This is a genomic window from Methylobacterium sp. WL64, assembly GCF_008039945.1.
GTDB lineage: Bacteria > Pseudomonadota > Alphaproteobacteria > Rhizobiales > Beijerinckiaceae > Methylobacterium.
In genome coordinates, this window is sequence record NZ_VRVA01000002.1 from 149,794 (window position 1) to 168,108 (window position 18,315).

General features: G+C 68.2%; 14 protein-coding genes. 7 read left to right on the forward strand and 7 right to left on the reverse strand.

What is annotated here, in order from left to right:
• Window positions 1-81: 81 nt before the first annotated feature.
• A complete protein-coding gene (locus FV242_RS01985) occupies window positions 82-546 on the reverse strand; it encodes a hypothetical protein (RefSeq protein WP_147906139.1) in 465 nt (154 codons plus the stop codon).
• Between the two features lie 128 nt (window positions 547-674).
• Here FV242_RS01985 and gph point away from each other — a divergent pair, with 128 nt between their 5' ends.
• Complete coding sequence (gph, locus tag FV242_RS01990; protein ID WP_147937741.1) at window positions 675-1,373, forward strand: phosphoglycolate phosphatase; 699 nt, start codon at window positions 675-677, stop codon at window positions 1,371-1,373.
• 4 nt (window positions 1,374-1,377) lie between these two features.
• On the opposite strand, the gene FV242_RS01995 is transcribed toward gph, so the two are convergent.
• Both FV242_RS01995 and FV242_RS02000 read right to left on the reverse strand, forming a co-directional pair.
• Window positions 1,378-2,532: a pyridoxal phosphate-dependent aminotransferase gene (locus FV242_RS01995; protein WP_147906141.1), complete on the reverse strand. Its 1,155-nt coding sequence runs from the start codon at window positions 2,530-2,532 to the stop codon at window positions 1,378-1,380.
• 78 nt (window positions 2,533-2,610) lie between these two features.
• On the reverse strand, window positions 2,611-3,270 hold the full coding sequence (locus FV242_RS02000; protein WP_147937742.1) for a DUF1345 domain-containing protein: 660 nt from the start codon (window positions 3,268-3,270) through the stop codon (window positions 2,611-2,613).
• Window positions 3,271-3,405: 135 nt separating this feature from the next.
• Here FV242_RS02000 and FV242_RS02005 point away from each other — a divergent pair, with 135 nt between their 5' ends.
• From FV242_RS02005 to aat, 4 genes are all read left to right on the forward strand, one after another.
• Entirely contained in the window at window positions 3,406-4,212 is an 807-nt protein-coding gene (locus FV242_RS02005; RefSeq protein WP_147937743.1) for a DsbA family protein, read from the forward strand.
• 261 nt (window positions 4,213-4,473) lie between these two features.
• Window positions 4,474-4,941: an acetyl-CoA carboxylase biotin carboxyl carrier protein gene (gene accB / locus FV242_RS02010; RefSeq protein WP_147906144.1), complete on the forward strand. Its 468-nt coding sequence runs from the start codon at window positions 4,474-4,476 to the stop codon at window positions 4,939-4,941.
• A gap of 195 nt (window positions 4,942-5,136) precedes the next feature.
• Window positions 5,137-6,489: an acetyl-CoA carboxylase biotin carboxylase subunit gene (accC, locus tag FV242_RS02015; protein WP_147906145.1), complete on the forward strand. Its 1,353-nt coding sequence runs from the start codon at window positions 5,137-5,139 to the stop codon at window positions 6,487-6,489.
• Window positions 6,490-6,577: 88 nt separating this feature from the next.
• Window positions 6,578-7,261 carry a leucyl/phenylalanyl-tRNA--protein transferase gene (gene aat / locus FV242_RS02020; RefSeq protein ID WP_147906146.1) on the forward strand — a complete coding sequence of 228 codons (684 nt, stop codon included), beginning with the start codon at window positions 6,578-6,580 and terminating at the stop codon, window positions 7,259-7,261.
• 3 nt (window positions 7,262-7,264) lie between these two features.
• On the opposite strand, the gene FV242_RS02025 is transcribed toward aat, so the two are convergent.
• Both FV242_RS02025 and FV242_RS02030 read right to left on the reverse strand, forming a co-directional pair.
• Complete coding sequence (locus FV242_RS02025) at window positions 7,265-7,921, reverse strand: DUF2155 domain-containing protein (protein WP_147906147.1); 657 nt, start codon at window positions 7,919-7,921, stop codon at window positions 7,265-7,267.
• 231 nt (window positions 7,922-8,152) lie between these two features.
• Complete coding sequence (locus tag FV242_RS02030; protein ID WP_147937744.1) at window positions 8,153-8,569, reverse strand: NADH:ubiquinone oxidoreductase subunit NDUFA12; 417 nt, start codon at window positions 8,567-8,569, stop codon at window positions 8,153-8,155.
• 514 nt (window positions 8,570-9,083) lie between these two features.
• Here FV242_RS02030 and FV242_RS02035 point away from each other — a divergent pair.
• Window positions 9,084-12,815, forward strand: coding sequence for a vitamin B12-dependent ribonucleotide reductase (locus FV242_RS02035; RefSeq protein ID WP_147937745.1), 3,732 nt, complete (start codon window positions 9,084-9,086; stop codon window positions 12,813-12,815).
• Window positions 12,816-13,296: 481 nt separating this feature from the next.
• Here the strand turns inward: FV242_RS02035 and FV242_RS02040 are convergent, their stop codons facing one another.
• The gene (locus FV242_RS02040) at window positions 13,297-13,599 is read right to left on the reverse strand and encodes a DUF3862 domain-containing protein (protein WP_147906150.1); all 303 of its coding nucleotides are present in this window, start codon (window positions 13,597-13,599) and stop codon (window positions 13,297-13,299) included.
• A 67-nt stretch (window positions 13,600-13,666) separates the two neighbouring features.
• Complete coding sequence (locus tag FV242_RS02045) at window positions 13,667-14,878, reverse strand: efflux RND transporter periplasmic adaptor subunit (protein WP_147937746.1); 1,212 nt, start codon at window positions 14,876-14,878, stop codon at window positions 13,667-13,669.
• 135 nt (window positions 14,879-15,013) lie between these two features.
• Here FV242_RS02045 and FV242_RS02050 point away from each other — a divergent pair, with 135 nt between their 5' ends.
• On the forward strand, window positions 15,014-18,166 hold the full coding sequence (locus tag FV242_RS02050) for an efflux RND transporter permease subunit (protein WP_147937747.1): 3,153 nt from the start codon (window positions 15,014-15,016) through the stop codon (window positions 18,164-18,166).
• The last annotated feature ends 149 nt before the right edge of the window (window positions 18,167-18,315 follow it).

Here is an 18,315-nt window from a genome sequence, read left to right on the forward strand (position 1 = left end):
GCAGCCGGGCTTCCTGAGTCGGTCGCGCGGCCCCTAGCATGCCGCAGGGCGGACCGGAACGGCTCCGCGGGGCCGCTGGCTTCAAAAGCGGCCGCCCTGTGCCGGCGTGGCGCTGGCCCCGGCCCTGCCGGGCGCGGGTCCGGTCAGCGGCGCATCGGAGGCGCCCTCGGCGCCGGGCTTGGCCTGCTGAGTGCAGACCACCTGCTCCTTCTTCACCAGCACGAAGCAGATACTCATTTCGCCGGTCCGGTAGTTGACCCGGAACACGCCGGCCTCGCGTGTGTGGCGGCTTGCGACCAGCCCGTATTCCGACGGCGCCTGAGCCCCGGCGCCCTCCCCGGGGCCGAAGCACACGGTCTGGCCGATGCCGCCGGCCGATTCCTGAAGCCCGTACTGGCACGAGGTCACCTCGCCGGTAACCTTGTCGACCCGGTACATCCGGTTCAGGTCGGTCTGCGGCGCGGGCACGAACTCGAACGAGGTCGCGGCGGCCGGCGCGCTGGCGAGCGCAAGGCAGGTGGCAAGCAAGAGCAGAGACGGTTTCATCACGGGATCCGGGAACTGACGCCCCTCGCCTTTCGCTGGGCTTTCGGGCGAGTGTGGGGCGCCGCGCCGCCTTGCACCCGCCTCCGGCCGGCTTTAGCGAGGCCGTAGCCCAGCAGGAGCCCGTCCCGATGCCGCCCGAATCGACCGCCCGTCCGCCGATTGCCGTGTTCGACCTGGACGGGACCCTGGCCGAGACCGCGGGCGACCTCATCGGCACGCTCAACGTGCTGATGAAGCGCGAAGGCCTGGCCGAGCTGCCCCTGTCCCAGGCCCGCGGCCTGATCGGGGCCGGCGCCAAGGCGCTGATCCGGCGGGGCTTCGAGGCGGAGGGCCGCGCGCTCTCGCCGGAGGACCACGAGCGGCTGTTCAAGGCTTTCATCGCCCATTACGGCGAGCACCTCGCCGACACGTCGCACCTCTATCCCGGTGTGGCGGAGGCGCTGGACACGCTGGAGGCGGCGGGCTTCCGGCTGGCGGTCTGCACCAACAAGTTCGAGGGCCAGTCGGTGGAGCTGCTGCGCCTGCTCGGGATCGGCCATCGCTTCGCGGCGATCTGCGGGCGCGACACCTTCCCGGCCTACAAGCCCGATCCGAGCCACCTCACCGGCACGATCGAACGCGCTGGGGGCGACCCGGCCCGGGCCGTGATGGTCGGCGACTCGCGCACCGACATCGACACCGCCAAGGCCGCCGGCATCCCGGTGGTGGCGGTGACGTTCGGCTACACCGACGTGCCGGTGGCCGAGCTCGGGCCCGACCGGGTGATCGAGCATTTCTCGGATCTGGCCGAGGCGGTCCGCGCCCTGGTGCCGGTGGGCGCGGCCTGATCGTTCAGCGCAGCCAGGTCCGCAGCCGCACCACCGCCTCCCGGCACTCGGCCTCGGAGCCGGCGAACGAGAACCGGACGTGGTGGTGGCCGAGATCCGGATCGAAATCGAGCCCCGGGGTCGCCGCGACGTTGGCCTCGTCGAGCATGCGCCTGCAGAAATCGGTGGCGTCGTTGGTGAGGTTCGCCACGTCCGCGTAAAGGTAGAAGGCGCCGTCGGCCGGGTGCACGCGCCCGAGGCCGAGGCCGGGCAGCGCGTCGAGGAGGATCGCCCGGTTGCGGGCATAGCCGTCGCGGACGGCGTCGAGTTCTTCCGTGGCGTCCAGCGCGGCGAGCGCGCCGATCTGCGAAAGGTAGGGCGCCGAGATGTAGAGGTTCTGCGCCAGCCGCTCGATCGGGCGGACCAGAACCTCCGGCACCACCATCCAGCCGACCCGCCAGCCGGTCATGCAGTGGTATTTCGAGAACGAGTTGATCACCACCGCGTCGGGGTCGAACCGCAGGGCAGTCACGGTCGGAACGCCGTAGCTGAGGCCGTGATAGATCTCGTCCGAGATCAGCGGCAGGTTCAAGTCGCGGGTGGCCGTGCAGAGGTCCCGCAACGCGTCCTCCGTGATCACCGTGCCGGAGGGGTTGGCCGGGCTCATCACCAGGGCGCCGGCCACCGGTGCGCGCGCATGGGCCTCGCGCAGGAGCGCGGCCGTGGGAGCGAAACGGTCCTCGACGCGCAGCACCATCGGGGCCGGCACGAGATCGAGGGAGGCCAGGATGCTGCGGTAGGCCGGATAGCCGGGCTGCGGCACCGCCACCCGGGCGCCGGCATCGAACAGGCTCATGAAGGCCAGCACGAAGCCTGCCGAGGAGCCGGTGGTGATCACCACCCGCTCCGGGCTCACCGCGACGCGATGGCGCTCGGCATAATCCCGGGCGATCCGCTCGCGCAGAGCCGGCAGGCCGAGCGCCTCGGTATAGGGGACGCGGCCGGTGGCGAGCGCCGCCTGCGCCGCCGCGATCACCGCCCGCGGGGCCGGCGCAGAGGGCTGGCCGACCTCCATGCGCACCACGTCGTCGCCGCGCCGGGCCTTGGCGGCGGCCGCGGCCATGACGTCCATGGCGAGGAACGGCTGGACGGCGGCGGCCCGCCGGGAGATCGGGATCATGCTTTCCTGACGGGGCGCGAGGGCGGAGACGGTGCAGTGCTCGGGGTTAGCCCCTGGCGGCCCAGCCCTCAACCGGTGTCAGTGCGGCGCGAAGCCGGCAGCCATGTTGACCACCAGAGCCAGGATGCCGGTGTTGAACAGGTAGGCGCCCACCGTCTGCACCGTCGCGATCCTGCGCATCCTCTTGCTGGTGAGGTTGGTGTCGGAGGTGGCGGCCGCGGCCCCGATGGTCACGGTGAAGTACAGAAAATCCCAGAAATCCGGTTCGGTCTCGCCGTGGAAATCTAGGCCTCCGCGCTCGGCGCCCGCCTCGTCCTCGGCGCCGTAATAGACGTGGGCGTAGTGCACCGTGAAGATCATCTGCACGAACACCCAGGTGCAGAGCAGGCTCGTTCCGGCGAGCGCCAGGGCGTAGCGCGCGCCGGGCCCAGCGATGCGGCCGCCGACGACCAGCACCGCCACCGAGCCGAGGCTCGCGGCCGCCGCCAGCAGGGCGAAGACCGTGATCACCCTGGCGCTGTCGTCGAGCCGGGCGGCCTCGCGCCGCATGGCGTCCCGGGTCTGGCCGGTGGCTCGCCGTATGACGAGGCCGGCATGGACGATCACGCCGGCGCACCAGCCGACGAGCAGCCGCATCCCCGGGTCGAGGCCGGGCACCAGCAGGGCGGCGGCGACCGCCACCAGGATCGCGCAGAGCAGGTGCGGGCGTAGCCAGAAGGCGCGGAACAGCTTGGGCATGACGAACCGGATGACGCGCGGCGGGCGGGATCTCCCGGCCGGGATCGCGATTTGACCCGGCGCCGCGAAAACGCCTAACCCACCCTTTACCGCTTGCGCCACGCGCGGGCCGGCTTGCCGCGCAAGCGAGGATCCATGCTCTTCAACCGCTCCCTGCCCGCGCTGGCCCTGGCGCTCGGCCTCGCCGCCGTCCCGGCTTCGGCGCAGGACGCTACGCAGTCCGCCGCTCCGGCCGCCGCTGCCGTGGGCTCCCCGTTCACGGACGCGCAGCGGGCCGGCATCGAAGCGATCGTCAAGGACTACCTGATCAAGCACCCCGAAGTGCTGCAGGAGGCCCTGGCCGAGGCCGAGAAGCAGCAGGCGGAGACGCAGCGCCTCGCTCAGACGGCGGCCCTCAAGGAGGCCCGCGAGGCCCTGATCAACGGCCCGCACGATGTCGTCGCCGGCAACCCCGCGGGCGACGTTACGCTGGTCGAGTTCTTCGACTACAATTGCGGTTATTGCCGCAAGGCGCTGATCGACGTGCAGACCCTGATCAAGACGGACCCGAAGCTGCGGGTGGTGATCAAGGACTTCCCGGTGCTCGGTCCGGAATCCCTCGAGGCGAGCCAGGTCGCGGTCGCGGTGCGCCAGCAGCTGAAGGGCGACAAGCTGTTCGAATTCCACCAGAAACTGTTGGAGACCAAGGGCCGCGTGAACGGTGCCCGGGCGATCCAGGTCGCCAAGGACCTCGGCGCCGACACGGTCAAGCTGCAGAAGGACATGGCCTCCCCCGAGGTGAAGGCCGCGCTCAGCGAGAACCGCGGCCTGGGTGACCGGCTCGGCCTGTCCGGGACGCCGGCTTTCATCATCGGCGACGAGGTGATTCCAGGCGCCGTCGGCGTCGATCCGATCCGGAAGACGATCGCGGATGTCCGCCAATGTGGCCACGCCTCTTGCTGAGGCGCCCCACCGGAGCTTTCCACCGGCGGATGGCGAAGGGCGCGGCCTTGTCCCCCCCGGCCGCCTTCGTCTAGACCATCATCGCGAAGGGCGGTTGCCGCCTTTCGGAAAAAGATGATGCAAAACCAAAGTTCTAGCGCTTCGTGCCGGTTCCGATCCCCGGAACGATGCGCTAAGAGCCGCCAGCCATGAGGCTGTGATCGAGTGCCAGCGCGCATGCCGGATGAACCGACCGCCGCGGCGCGATACGAAGAAGGCCGGATGCCCAAGAACGATCCCATCGATTCCGAGCTCGTCCGCGAACTCGCCAACCTCGTCACCGAGACCGGCCTGTCCGAGATCGAGGTCGAGAAGGGAGACCTGCGGATCCGCGTCGTGCGGCGGCTCGAGCCCGTCAACGTCCAGGTAGCGGCTCCCGCACCGGTCGCCGCCGCCGCACCGCCCGTGGCGCCGCCGACGGGGGCCCTGGCTCCGGCGGAGCCGGCCCGGGCGCATCCCGGTTCGGTACCGTCGCCGATGGTCGGGACCGCCTACCTGCGCCCCTCCCCGGAGGCCAAGGCGTTCATCGATATCGGCTCCAAGGTCGAGGTCGGCGACAAGCTGCTCCTCATCGAGGCGATGAAGACCTTCAACGAGATCGTGGCGCCCCGTGCCGGCACGGTGACGGCGATTTTCGTCGAGGACGGCCAGCCGGTCGAGTTCGGCGAGGCCCTCCTGGTCATCGCCTGAGCGACGCGCGGGGCGGCCTGTTCGCTTCGCCGGTCCGTCCGCCTGCTACGAGCAGGCGGCGATGACTTCCGTGTAGGCGGTTCGAGCGTCTTCCGCCGCATCGACCGCCACGTCAGGCCTGGAAAACGGCGCGCAACAAGAGGATAGATCATCCTGCGCGGTCCCGTCGGATCGCCGGGACGCTCTAAGGGTTCGATGTTCGACAAGATCCTGATCGCGAACCGCGGCGAGATCGCCCTGCGCATCCTGCGGGCGGCGAAGGAACTCGGGATCGCCACCGTGGCGGTCCATTCCACCGCCGACGCGGACGCCATGCATGTCCGTCTGGCCGATGAGAGCGTCTGCATCGGGCCGCCCGCCGCCCGGGACAGCTACCTCAACATCCCGTCGATCATCGCGGCCTGCGAGATAACCGGGGCGGACGCGGTGCACCCGGGCTATGGTTTCCTGTCTGAGAACGCCCGGTTCGCCGAGGTTCTGGCGCATCACCAGATCGGCTTCATCGGCCCCAAGGCGCAACACATCCGCACCATGGGCGACAAGATCGAGGCCAAGCGTACGGCCGTGAAGCTCGGCATCCCGTGCGTGCCGGGCTCTGAGGGCGGCGTCGAGGATATCGACGACGCCAAGCGGGTCGCCGCCGAGATCGGCTACCCCGTCCTGGTCAAGGCGGCGGCCGGCGGCGGCGGTCGCGGCATGAAGGTCGCCCGCACCGAGTCCGAGCTGGAGCAGGCGATCGGCATGGCCCGCTCCGAGGCCAAGGCCGCATTCGGCGACGACGCGGTCTACCTGGAGAAGTATCTGGAAAAGCCCCGGCACATCGAGGTGCAGGTGCTCGGCGACGGCCGGGGCGGCGCGGTCCATCTGGCCGAACGCGATTGCTCGCTGCAGCGCCGGCACCAGAAGGTCTGGGAGGAAGGCGGCTCTCCCGCGCTCAACGAATCGATGCGCGCCGAGATCGGCGGCATCTGCGCCAACGCCATGAAGGAGCTGGGCTATCTCGGTGCCGGCACGGTCGAGTTCCTCTACGAGGACGGGCGGTTCTACTTCATCGAAATGAACACCCGCATCCAGGTCGAGCATCCGGTCACCGAGATGATCACCGGGATCGACCTGGTGATCGAACAGATCCAGGTCGCCTCGGGGGGCTCGCTCTCGGTGTCGCAATCCGACATCAAGGTCGAGGGTCACGCCATCGAGTGCCGGATCAACGCCGAGCACCCGGAGACCTTCCGGCCCTCCCCCGGCCAGATCACCCATTACCACACCCCCGGCGGCCTCGGGGTCCGGGTCGATTCCGCGGCGTTCCAGGGCTACCGGATCCCGCCGCATTACGACTCGCTGATCGGCAAGCTGATCGTGCACGGGCGCACCCGCAACGAGTGCCTGATGCGCCTGCGCCGGGCGCTGGACGAGTTCGTGATCGACGGTATCGACACCACCCTGCCGCTGTTCCGCACCCTGGTGCGTAACCCGGACGTCCAGAACGGCCTCTACGACATCCACTGGCTCGAGCATTTCCTCGAAGACGGCGGGATGAAGGTCTGAGCCCGGCCGGGATCGCACCGCCGGCTTGCGGCGATCAGGTCCGATGCCGGCTCTGGCATTTGGATCGGCGCCGCGCGACACTCGTCCCATGCACGATCCGACCCGCGTGGACATCACCCCCGAGATCCTGCTGAAGGCCTACGCGGCGGGCATTTTTCCGATGGCGGAGGATGCGACCGACCCGACCCTCTACTGGGTCGAGCCGCGGGCGCGCGGGGTGCTGCCGCTCGACGGGTTCAGGGTGTCCCGGCGCCTGGCCCGGACCGTGCGGTCCGACCAGTTCGAGGTCCGGTGCGACACGGATTTCGACGGGGTGATCAGTGGCTGCGCCGCGCCCCGCCGAGACAGCGAGAAGACCTGGATCAACGGGCGGATCCGTGAGCTCTACGGCGCGCTGTTCGACCTCGGGCATGTCCATACCGTCGAGGTCTACGCCGGCGCGGACGGGCGCCTGGTGGGCGGCCTCTACGGCGTCTCGCTGGGGGCGGCCTTCTTCGGCGAGAGCATGTTTCACGAGGTGCGCGACGCCTCGAAGGTCGCCCTCGTCCACCTGATGGCCCGACTGCGCGCCGGAGGCTACCGCCTCGCCGACACCCAGTTCGTGACCGATCACCTCACGCAGTTCGGTGCCGAGGAGTTGCCGCGGCACATCTACAAGCGGCGGCTCGCCATTGCCCTCGACGCGGACGCCGACTGGAACGTATGGCCCTGCGACGGGACTGTCCCTGGCGCGCGGGTGCTGGATGCGCTCGGCGTCGGCGCGGGCGACTGAGCTTCAGCGGAACAGCGCGTCGAACAGGTTTTGCGGCTGCGGCGGGGGCGGCGGGGCCGGAGCCGGTCCCTCGTTCGACGGGAAGAACTTTCGCGAGGGTTTCTGGCGCGGCTGCACCGGCACGCCGCGCGGCGCCTCGACATCGACCTGGCCGGCGGCGTTCAGCTGCTGAGCAGTCTTGGTCGAATCCCGGCCCGCGCGCTTCGTCCGCTCCGGCTTGGCCGCCACCGCCGGCACGTCCTCCTGCTCCTTCGCCTCGGCGATCACGTCGCTGCCGCCTTTGCAGTCGACCAGCCAGACATCGTAGATCGGGTGCTCGATGGCGTGCAGGCCGGGGCTCGACGCGAACATCCACCCGGTGAAGATGCGCCGGTACTTGTTGTCGAGGGTGACCTCATCGACTTCGAGGAACGCGGTGGTCTTGGCGCTCTCGGTGGGCGGACGCGTGTAGCATACCCGCGGGGTCATCTGCAGCGACCCGAACTGCACGGTCTCGTCCACCGCGACCTCGAAGGACACGATGCGGCCCGTGATCTTGTCGAGGCCGGAGAAGACCGCGGTCGGATTCTTGATCTTGTCGGCCGCGGCAGGGCTGGCCCCGAGGGCCAATGCCAGACCGAGGGCCAGGACGGGGCGTGCGAGGGCTTTGGTGCGGCTCAAGGCTCGGACCCCTAATGCATCGTCCCGAAACGGGGTGGCCGACTCTCGGAAGACGACGATGCGGAACAAGGACCCCAGGGCCGCAGCCCGGATCCGGGACGAGGCTCTAGAGGAAGGCCGGTCGCGCCGTCACGGGCGCGGCGGTCGGATCGGGTGGCCTCGCGATGAACACCGGAACGGTGGCGGTAAAAGGGCGCCGCAGCCGCAAGCCTCCTGATCCGGCGTGCAAGCCTACTCGTCGGGCGTCCAGGACACGTAATCGCCGGTCGCGGCCGGACGGGAGCCCCAAGAAAGCTGCGAGCCCTGCGGCCGGTAGGCGTTCGGCGTGCCGGTCTGGTTCTCGACATGTGGCTGCTGCCAGGCGCGCGGCGTGTAGGCCTCCTCGCTCGGGGCGAGATCGACGTTGTGGCAGAGCCAGCCGCGCCAGCCGGGCGGCACCTTCGACGCGTCGGCGTAGCCGTTATAGACCACCCAGCGCCGCTCCGAGCCGACCGAGCGGTCGATCAGCGCGCCTTCGGCCTTGTAGTACTTGTTTCCGAAATCATCCTCGCCGACGAAGATGCCGGTGCGGGCGGTCTGGAGCGCGAGCGAGACGGTCTGGCCGTTCCACCACGTGAAGACGCGCAGCAAAGTGTCCTTCAGCGCCATCGCCGGTCCCGGTAGCAAGCCGCGCCGCAGAGGCGCTTCTGGCGCCGTTATGGTGAGCGCGCGCGCCCGAGTCCAGCCATGGGGCCCAACTGTCGCTGCGCCGCAACGCCCACCCCGGACCTCAGCCGGCTATTCACGACCCGCGATAAAGTGCCTCTACTACAGGGTGTGGATCGAAAATTTTTTCGCTCCGAATCCCGAATGCCGGAAGGGCACTTATCCAACGCGCTGCGGATATCCACAGGTTTATACGAACCGGCACAACATCTAGCGGGGAACCGCGCCGGCGCACACTACTTGTTGACGTGAGAGCGATGGCGGCGGTATTGTCCCTTCATCGGTCGCGCCGCCCCCTGTGGTGCGTTTCGGCAGGTTCGACCGTCCTAAAATCATCTTCGCTGAGTCGCCTCGCTTCCGGTTTCCGGGTGAGAGCGAACGCGACCCCCTTATTGGGAATCGACCCCGCGCCCAGCGGGGCCGGGACATCCGTGTCCCGACGGGAGAGGTGTGTCTTATGCGGTTCGAGCGTCGCTACACCACGGCCGGACAGTCGCCCTATACCGGTATTCCGTTCCGCAAGGCCTTGAGCGAAATTCGCAACCCCGATGGCTCGGTGGTGTTCCGCCTCGACGGCATCGACGTTCCGGAGAGCTGGAGCCAGGTCGCGAGCGACGTGCTGGCCCAGAAGTACTTCCGCAAGGCCGGCGTTCCGGCGCGCCTCAGGAAGATCGAGGAAAACGACGTCCCCTCCTTCCTGTGGCGCTCGGTCGCCGACGAGGCCGCCCTGGCCGAGCTCCCCGAGGAGGAGCGGATCGGCTCCGAATCCTCGGCCACGCAGGTGTTCGACCGCCTCGCCGGCTGCTGGACCTACTGGGGCTGGAAGGGCCGCTATTTCTCCTCTGAGGAGGATGCCGCGGCGTTCTTCGACGAGCTGCGTTTCATGCTGGCCAAGCAGATGGTGGCGCCGAACTCGCCGCAGTGGTTCAACACCGGCCTGCACTGGGCCTATGGGATCGACGGCCCGAGCCAGGGCCATTTCTACTGCGACTACCGCACCGGTGAGCTGACCCGCTCGGCGTCGAGCTACGAGCACCCGCAACCGCATGCCTGCTTCATCCAGGGCGTGCAGGACGACCTCGTCAACGACGGTGGCATCATGGACCTGTGGGTCCGTGAGGCACGCCTGTTCAAGTACGGCTCCGGCACCGGCTCGAATTTCTCCGCGCTCCGCGGCGAGAACGAGAAGCTCGGTGGCGGCGGCAAGTCCTCCGGCCTGATGAGCTTCCTCAAGATCGGCGACCGGGCCGCCGGCGCGATCAAGTCGGGCGGCACCACGCGCCGCGCGGCCAAGATGGTGATCGTCGACATCGACCACCCGGATATCGAGGCCTTCATCGACTGGAAGGTCAAGGAAGAGCAGAAGGTCGCCGCCCTGGTGACCGGCTCGAAGGTCGTCTCCAAGCATCTCGGCCTGGTGATGAAGGCCTGCACCCAGTGCGAGGCCGAAGGGGATGCCTGCTTCGATCCGGAGCGCAACCCGGCCCTGAAGCGCGAGATCAAGGCCGCTCGCAAGGCTTCCGTGCCGGACGCCTATATCAAGCGCGTGGTCCAGTTCGCTCGCCAGGGCTTCACCAAGATCGATTTCCCCGTCTACGACACCGATTGGGATTCCGAGGCCTACCTCACGGTCGCCGGCCAGAACTCCAACAACTCCGTCTCGCTGACGGACGATTTCCTGCGGGCGGTCGATGCGGACGCCGACTGGCACCTGACCCAGCGCACCACCGGCAAGGTCGCGAAGACCATCCCGGCCCGCGAGTTGTGGGAAAAGATCGGCGAGGCGGCGTGGGCCTCGGCGGATCCGGGCCTGCACTTCAACACCACGATGAACGAATGGCACACCTGCCCGCAGGGCGGCCGGATCCGGGCCTCGAACCCGTGCTCGGAGTACATGTTCCTGGACGACACCGCCTGCAATCTGGCCTCGGCCAACCTGCTGACGATGTACGACCGGCAGGCCAAGCGCTTCGATGTCGAGGCGTTCGAGCACCTGAACCGCCTCTGGACGGTGGTGCTCGAGATCTCCGTGATGATGGCGCAGTTCCCGTCGAAGGAGATTGCGGAGCTGTCGTTCCGGTACCGGACGCTCGGCCTCGGCTACGCCAACATCGGCGGCCTGCTGATGACCATGGGCCTCCCCTACGACTCCCATGAGGGCCGCGCCCTGGCCGGTGCGCTGACAGCGATCATGACTGGCGTGGCCTATGCCACGTCCGCCGAGATGGCGGCCGAGCTGGGCCCGTTTCAGACCTACGACGACAACGCCGACGCGATGCTGAAGGTGATCCGCAACCACCGCCGCGCCGCCCACGGCGAGGCGGAGGGCTACGAGTTCCTGAGCATCGCGCCGGTGCCGCTGGACCACGCCAACATCCCACAGGACAACCTCGGCGCCCATGCCCGCGCGGCTTGGGACCGGGCGCTCCAGCTTGGCGAGACCCACGGCTACCGCAACGCCCAGACGACCGTCATCGCGCCAACGGGCACGATCGGCCTCGTGATGGATTGCGACACCACCGGCATCGAGCCCGATTTCGCCCTGGTTAAGTTCAAGAAACTCGCCGGCGGCGGTTACTTCAAGATCATCAACCAGGCAGCGCCGGATGCGCTGCGGGCGCTGGGCTACCGCGAATCCGAGATCGCCGAGATCGAGGCCTACGCAGTGGGCCACGGCTCCATGGGCCAGGCCCCCGCGATCAACCCGACGACCCTCCGGGCCAAGGGCTTCACCGACGACAAGATCTCCGCGATCGAGAAGGGCCTGAAGTCGGCCTTCGACATCAAGTTCGTGTTCAACCGCTGGACGCTTGGCGACGAGTTCTTGATCAACACCCTCAAGGTCCCGGCCGAGAAGCTCTCGGACCCGACCTTCGAACTGCTGCCATTCCTCGGCTTCACCAAGAAGGACATCGAAGTCGCCAACACCCATATCTGTGGGGCGATGACGCTCGAAGGGGCGCCGGGCCTCAAGCGTGAGCACTACCCGGTGTTCGACTGCGCCAACCCGTGCGGCCGCATCGGCAAGCGCTACCTGTCCGTGGAGAGCCACATCCGCATGATGGCGGCGGCCCAGCCGTTCATCTCGGGGGCGATCTCCAAGACGATCAACATGCCCAACGACGCCACGGTCGAGGATTGCAAGGCGGCCTACCGCCTGTCGTGGACCCTGGCGCTGAAGGCGAACGCCCTCTACCGCGACGGCTCGAAGCTGTCGCAGCCGCTCAACGCCGCCCTCATCGTCGACGAGGACGACGAGGCGGATGACGCCCTGGAGACGCTGATCCAGGCCCCCGCCGCCTCCAAGGCCGCTCAGATCGCCGAGAAGATCGTCGAGCGGGTGATCGAGCGGGTCGAGCACATCCGGTCCCGCGAGAAGCTGCCGGCCCGGCGCAAGGGCTATACGCAGAAGGCGGTTGTCGGCGGGCACAAGGTCTACTTGCGCACCGGCGAGTACGACGATGGCCGCCTCGGCGAGATCTTCATCGACATGCACAAGGAGGGCGCGACCTTCCGGAGCCTGATGAACAACTTCGCCATCGCGATCTCGCTCGGGCTCCAGTACGGCGTGCCGCTGGAGGAGTATGTCGAAGCGTTCACCTTCACCCGGTTTGAGCCGGCCGGCTTCGTTCAGGGCAACGACGCGATCAAGAACGCGACCTCGCTCCTCGACTACGTGTTCCGCGAGCTGGCCGTGTCCTATCTCGGTCGCGCCGACCTTGCCCATGTCAGCCCAGCCGAGATCGGCGGCACGGTGCTCGGCGGCGGCGAGGCCGGCGACACCACGCGCGACGGGTCCAAGCCTGCACCGGCCTCCTCGGTCGTATCGCGCGGCCTGCTGCGCGGCTCGGCCGACCGCCTCACCCTGATCCAAGGCGGCCCGGCCGGCGGCACGGTCGGCGTCGGTGCCGGAAGTACCGGCCAGACCTCTCCGGCCGGCGGGACCGTCCATGCGATCCATGGCACCTCGGCACTCAAATCCGAGCCGGCGGTGGCCCGGCAGACCGAGACGATCGCCGACACGCTCCCCTTCACCAAAGTGGAACGTACCGTCGCCGACCGGCGGGCCGAGGCGAAGATGAAGGGCTACGTCGGCGAGGCATGCCCGGAATGCGCCAACTTCACGCTGGTCCGCAACGGCACCTGCCTGAAGTGCGACACCTGCGGGTCCACGACCGGTTGCTCGTAAGCGCCGCGGTTGGATTTCCGCGAGCTGGCGATTTCCATCGCTGATATCCGACGCGTGATAGGCGGCGGCGAAGCTTAGATTGGCCTGGTGTTCGAAAGCGTGACGGATCTAACCATCCGGGTGGCTGAACTGTTAGCCACCCGGATCGTTTTTGCGAAAAAGTGCGTGTTCGGTCGCGCGGAGTGCTTCGTCGCCCTGGCTCAAACCTCAGCCTGTCCCGCCGTGGCCTTTCGGTCGTAGCAAGCGGAAATACGGGTTCTGACGCGCGCGGGCCGCGGATCGGCCGTTGTGCGCGCCACCACCAGGACTGGCGGGGAGGCGATCAACCGATTCCAATCGCTCCGATTCACCCTCAGAGGTGAACGACCAAGCGTGTTCTGCGCGATCTTTCCGACCTTAAGACGTGCCTGACCCGCATGCGCATGCGCGCCCCCGTCGATCCCATCGATTGGCGCCGGACGCTGGAACGGGTCGGTCGCTCTCAGTTGAGGCCGAGCTGCGACTTGCTCGTGAGCCGACCATTGCGGAAGGACAGGTTCAGGTTGGCGCCGGTGCGGCCGGTTCCACGCCAGGAATACGTCGCCCGCTGAACGGTGCCGATCTCCATGTGGGTCACTCGACGGCCCGGGCAGCCGAGGATTTTCACCGCCTGATCGTAGTGCGTCCCCTGCTTCAGCGACGCGTAGGCGTCGCGGGTGACCCGGCACTCGGCCGTGCGCGCAGTCGCGGGCAGGCTGCCAACGATCAATAGTAGGCTTGCGAGGGCCAAGTGAAGCTTCGACATGCAGAACTCGTCCCGTGACGACAGAATCTCGACGTGGCGCGAAAATGGACCGCGTGGCCAGCTAGGCTTACCCGGGCTTGCCTGAGGCGGCCGCGTCCCCGTGTCCGGGCTTCCGGTCGGGTTCGACCTCCCCCGCCGACTGGGCGACGACTTTCAGGTCTTGCCGCATCTCCTGCAGGTGATCGACGACCACCTGGTCGCCATCCGCGAGCCCGTCCAGGATCGCCGTGTTCTCGCCGTAGGTGTCTCCCGTCGTCACGGGCTTCTGCTGAATCTTACCGCCCGCGTCGACCGTGTAGACGATCTGTTGGGCCAGCTGCGAGTCGAGGGCGGCGGTCGGCACCAGCAGCCTTTCCTTCGTGCCCGTCCGGATACTGGCGCGGACGAACTGGCCCGGCAGGAAGCGCTCGTCGTCGTTCGGCATCAGAGCCCGGACGAGGCGGCGCGCCGTCCGGGGATCGAACCGGTTGTCGAGCTGGTAAATCTTGGCCTCACGCACTGGCTTCCCGTCCTCGCCGAGGACCGACACGGTGACGCCCCCATCCCGCATCGCCGCCCGGATCGCTTCTGAATCCTCCGAGGACAGGGCCATCTGGATGTCGATGGGATCGAGCTGGACCACGGAGACCAACTGGGTCTGGTTCTCGATGACGAGATCGCCCGGGTTGATGGTGGACAGGCTGGCGCGCCCGTCGAAGGGGGCGTTCACGACCGCGTAATCCAGATTGAGGTTCTGCCGGGCGATGGCGGCCTCCGCCCCCTGGACCTGTGCGACCGCCGAGGTCCGGTTCGCCTGGAGCTGCTGAAACCGCTGCTCGGTGGCGTAGCCCTTGTCGGCGAGCGTCTCAGTGCGGTCCACCTCCGCCTGGGCGAAGGTGAGCTGGGCCTGGGCCTGGGCCTGCTGCGACTTGGCGGTCTGCAGCGCCACCTCGAAGGGCCTCGGATCAATATGGAAGAGCACCTGCCCTTTCTTGACGTGGCCCCCCGGCTCGAACGGGCGCTCCGTCACGTTGCCGGTCACCCGCGCCTGCAACGTGGCATCCTGCTGGGAAATGATCGTTCCGGTATACGTGAAGGCGATCGGGACCTTCACCTTGCGCACGGTGATGACCCGGACGTCCAGCGGCGGCTCGGCCGGTTCGGTCGCCGTGTCGCCGCCGGTGAACGGGAGCGCCGCGACCATCCGCTCCGGCGTGGGACGCCCTGCCGCGTACCAGCCCCCTGCGCCCGCCAGGACGATCAGCCCCGCCCCCACACCAACCTTGACTGCTGTCCGCACCACTGACGCTCCCAAGACCCGAGGCTCGGCCCTCCGCGATAGCGAGCGCCCGGCGGCAGAGGAACACGCTCATCGGCCAGACGTTGCAACGCGGCCTCCACGTCGGCGGCGCACGACCGGAAGTCACGATCCCGCATGTTCGCCCGCTTCGTCGATCGGCCGGTCCTGGCCGGCGTCATCTCCGTACTGATCACGCTGATCGGCGCGGTCGCCGGCCTGACCTTGCCGATCGCTCAGTTTCCCGAGATCGCCCCACCGATTATCAACATCCAGGCGACCTATCCGGGGGCCAGCGCCCAGCAGGCCTACGAGGCCATCGCGATCCCATTGGAGCAGGAGATCAACGGCGCTCAGAACCTGCTCTACATCAACTCGACCAGCAACACCGACGGCAGCGTCAGCATGGACGCGACCTTCGAGGTCGGCTCGGACCTCGATGCCGCGGCCGCCGAAGTGCTGACCCGCGCCAACCGGGCGGAGGCCAAGCTTCCGCCCTCGGTCAACGCCCAGGGTTTGGAGATCACGAAGAGCTCACGCCAGCGGCTCGGCAACATCGTCCTCTACGCTGAGGACGGGGCGCCCTACGACGAGCTGTTCCTGGCCAACTGGGCCGAGACGCAGGTGATCAAGCCGCTGCGCCGGGTCCAGGGTATGGGCCGCATCGTCAACTTTTCCAACAAGCGCTACGCCATGCGGATCTGGCTCGATCCGTTGAAGATGGAGGCCCTCGGCATCAGCCCGGGCACGGTCACGACCGCCATCACGCAGCAGAACGCGCAGATCACCACGGGCACGCTCGGCAAACCGCCGGTCGATCAGGCGACCGCCTTCGAGCTGCAACTCGTGACCCAGGGGCGCCTGCGAAAGCCCGAGGAATTCGGCAACATCCTTCTGCGTGCGAACCCGGACGGCTCCGTGGTCCGCATCCGCGACGTGGCACGGGTCGAGCTCGGCTCCGAACAATACGGCGTCCGCTCGAGCTTCGACGGGGCAGCCTCGGCCACGCTCGGGCTCTATCAGAATCCGGACGCCAACGCGGTTCAGGTGATGGACGGCGCCCGTGCCACGATGGTGGACCTCGCCAAGCGCTTCCCGCCGGGCCTCAAATACAAGATCGCACTCGACCGTACGGAATTCGTCAAGGAGGCGATCTTCGAGGTCGTGCGTACCCTGTTCGAGGCGCTCGTCCTGGTGGTGATCGTCACCTACCTGTTCCTCCAGAACTGGCGGGCGACCCTGATCCCGGCCATCGCGGTGCCGGTGGCGCTGGTCGGGACCTTCGGGCCGATGGCCCTGCTCGGCTTCTCGTTCAACACGTTGAGCCTGCTCGGCATGGTGCTGGCCGTGGGTCTCGTGGTCGACGATGCGATCATCGTGGTCGAGAACACCGAGCGCCTGATGGACGAGGGCATGGCCCCCCCAGCCGCTTCGCGGGAGGCCGTGACCGAGGTTGCCGGCCCCGTCATCGCCACCACCCTGGTCCTGGCCGCCCTGTTCGTACCGGTGGCCTTCATCCCCGGCCTCACCGGCAAGCTGTACAACCAGTTCGCGCTGACCATCGCCATCTCGGTGATGATCTCGGCGGTGGTTTCGCTGACTCTGACCCCGGCCCTGTGTGGGCTGATCCTCAAGCACCGTGAGGCGGACGCCAAGGATGAGAGCCGCTGGCGGGCACCCCTGCGCTGGTTCAACGCCGGTCTGGAGGGCGCGAGCCGCCGCCTCGTGGCTGCGATCGGCTGGCTGACCGGCCACATCGCCCTCGTCGCCATCGTGTTCGTGCTCTTCGCCGCCGTGACCGTGTGGATGACGATGCAGCGGCCCTCCGGCTTCGTGCCGGACGAGGACCAGGGCTACTTCTTCGCCGACGTGGTCCTGCCGAAGGGCGCCTCCGTGGCCCGCACCGATAAGATGGTCGACCGTGTCGGCGAGGCCCTGCGCGAGATCCCGAGCGTGGAGCACACGATCGGGGTGACCGGCCGCAGCATCCTCGCGGACGCGATCGCGCCGTTCTACGGGTTCCAGATCCCGACGCTGAAGCCCTGGGGCGAGCGCGACCAGAGCGTCACCGATGTCATCGCCACGGTGCAGAAGCGCTTCAAGCACGACCCCGATGGCCAGATCCGGGTGGTGAACCCCTCACCCCTCCCCGGGCTCGGCTCGCGCAGCGGCCTTACGCTGGAACTGCAGGACCGCAGCGGTTCCGGTGGGCTCAAGCTCGCGGAGGCTGCACAACGCTTCATCGCTGAGATGGAGAAGCTGCCCTCGGTCGGCCGTGCGATCCCCACGACCAGCTACGGCGTCCCGCAGATGCGCCTGGAGATCGACCGGGCCAAGGCCGAGCAGCTCGGTGTGCCGCTCCAGAACCTGTTCGACGCGCTGGGGACCTATGTCGGCTCGAGCTTCGTCAACCTCTTCAACCGGTTCGGCTACGTCTATCAGGTCTACGTGCAGAGCGAGGCCTCGGGACGCAGGACGATCGAGGATGTCGAGGCGCTCACCGTGCTCAACAACCGCGGCGAGCCTGTCCGCGTCGGTTCGCTGATCCAGACGCACTTCGTCACCGGCCCGACCGCTGTCCTGTCCTACAACACCTATCCCACCATCGAGATCGCCGTGGACACCGCGGCCAACGCCAGTTCGGGCACCGCCATCGCGGCGATCGAGGCCCTGGCCGATTCCAAGCTGCCGTCCACCTACGCGGTGGAATGGACCGACGTCGCCTACCAGGAGAAGATCGCCGGCGGCTACGCGCCTCTGATCTTCGGCCTCGGCACGCTGATGATCTTCCTGCTGCTGGCCGGGCAGTACGAGTCCCTGCGCCTGCCCTTCGTGATCCTGCTCGGCACGCCGATCGCGATCTTCGGCGCGGTGGGCTTCCTGGCCATCCGGGGGCTCGCCCTCGACATCTTCGGGCAGGTCGGTCTCCTGCTCCTGGTCGGGCTGGCGGCCAAGAACTCGATCCTGCTCGTGGCGTTCGCGGAGGATCTGCGCAAGCAGGGCGAGGACGTGCTCAAGGCCGCCCGGGATGCGGCGCGCCTGCGCATGCGCCCGATCCTGATGACCTCATTCGCGTTCATCATGGGCTCGGTGCCGCTTGCCATCGCCAGCGGCGCCGGGGCCAACGCCCGGGTCTCGATGGGCACCGTGGTGATCGGCGGCCTCCTGGTGGCGACCTTCATCACCCTGTTCGTGACGCCGACCTTTTACGTCGCCTTCGAGCGCCTCCTGGGTAAGCCTGCCGCTTCCCGGGAGCACGACGACCGCTCCGCACCTCAGCCCGCCGAGTGACCCGGCGGTTCGGACAACCGACGCGGCCGCCTCAGGTTCGACCGTTCGGCGGATCGATGCGCCCCCGGCGCCTTGAGAGCCGCGTCGCATCCGATCGATAGCGCGCGAATCGGATCCCGAGCCTGTCAGGTCCCGGGTCGGCGCCTCCG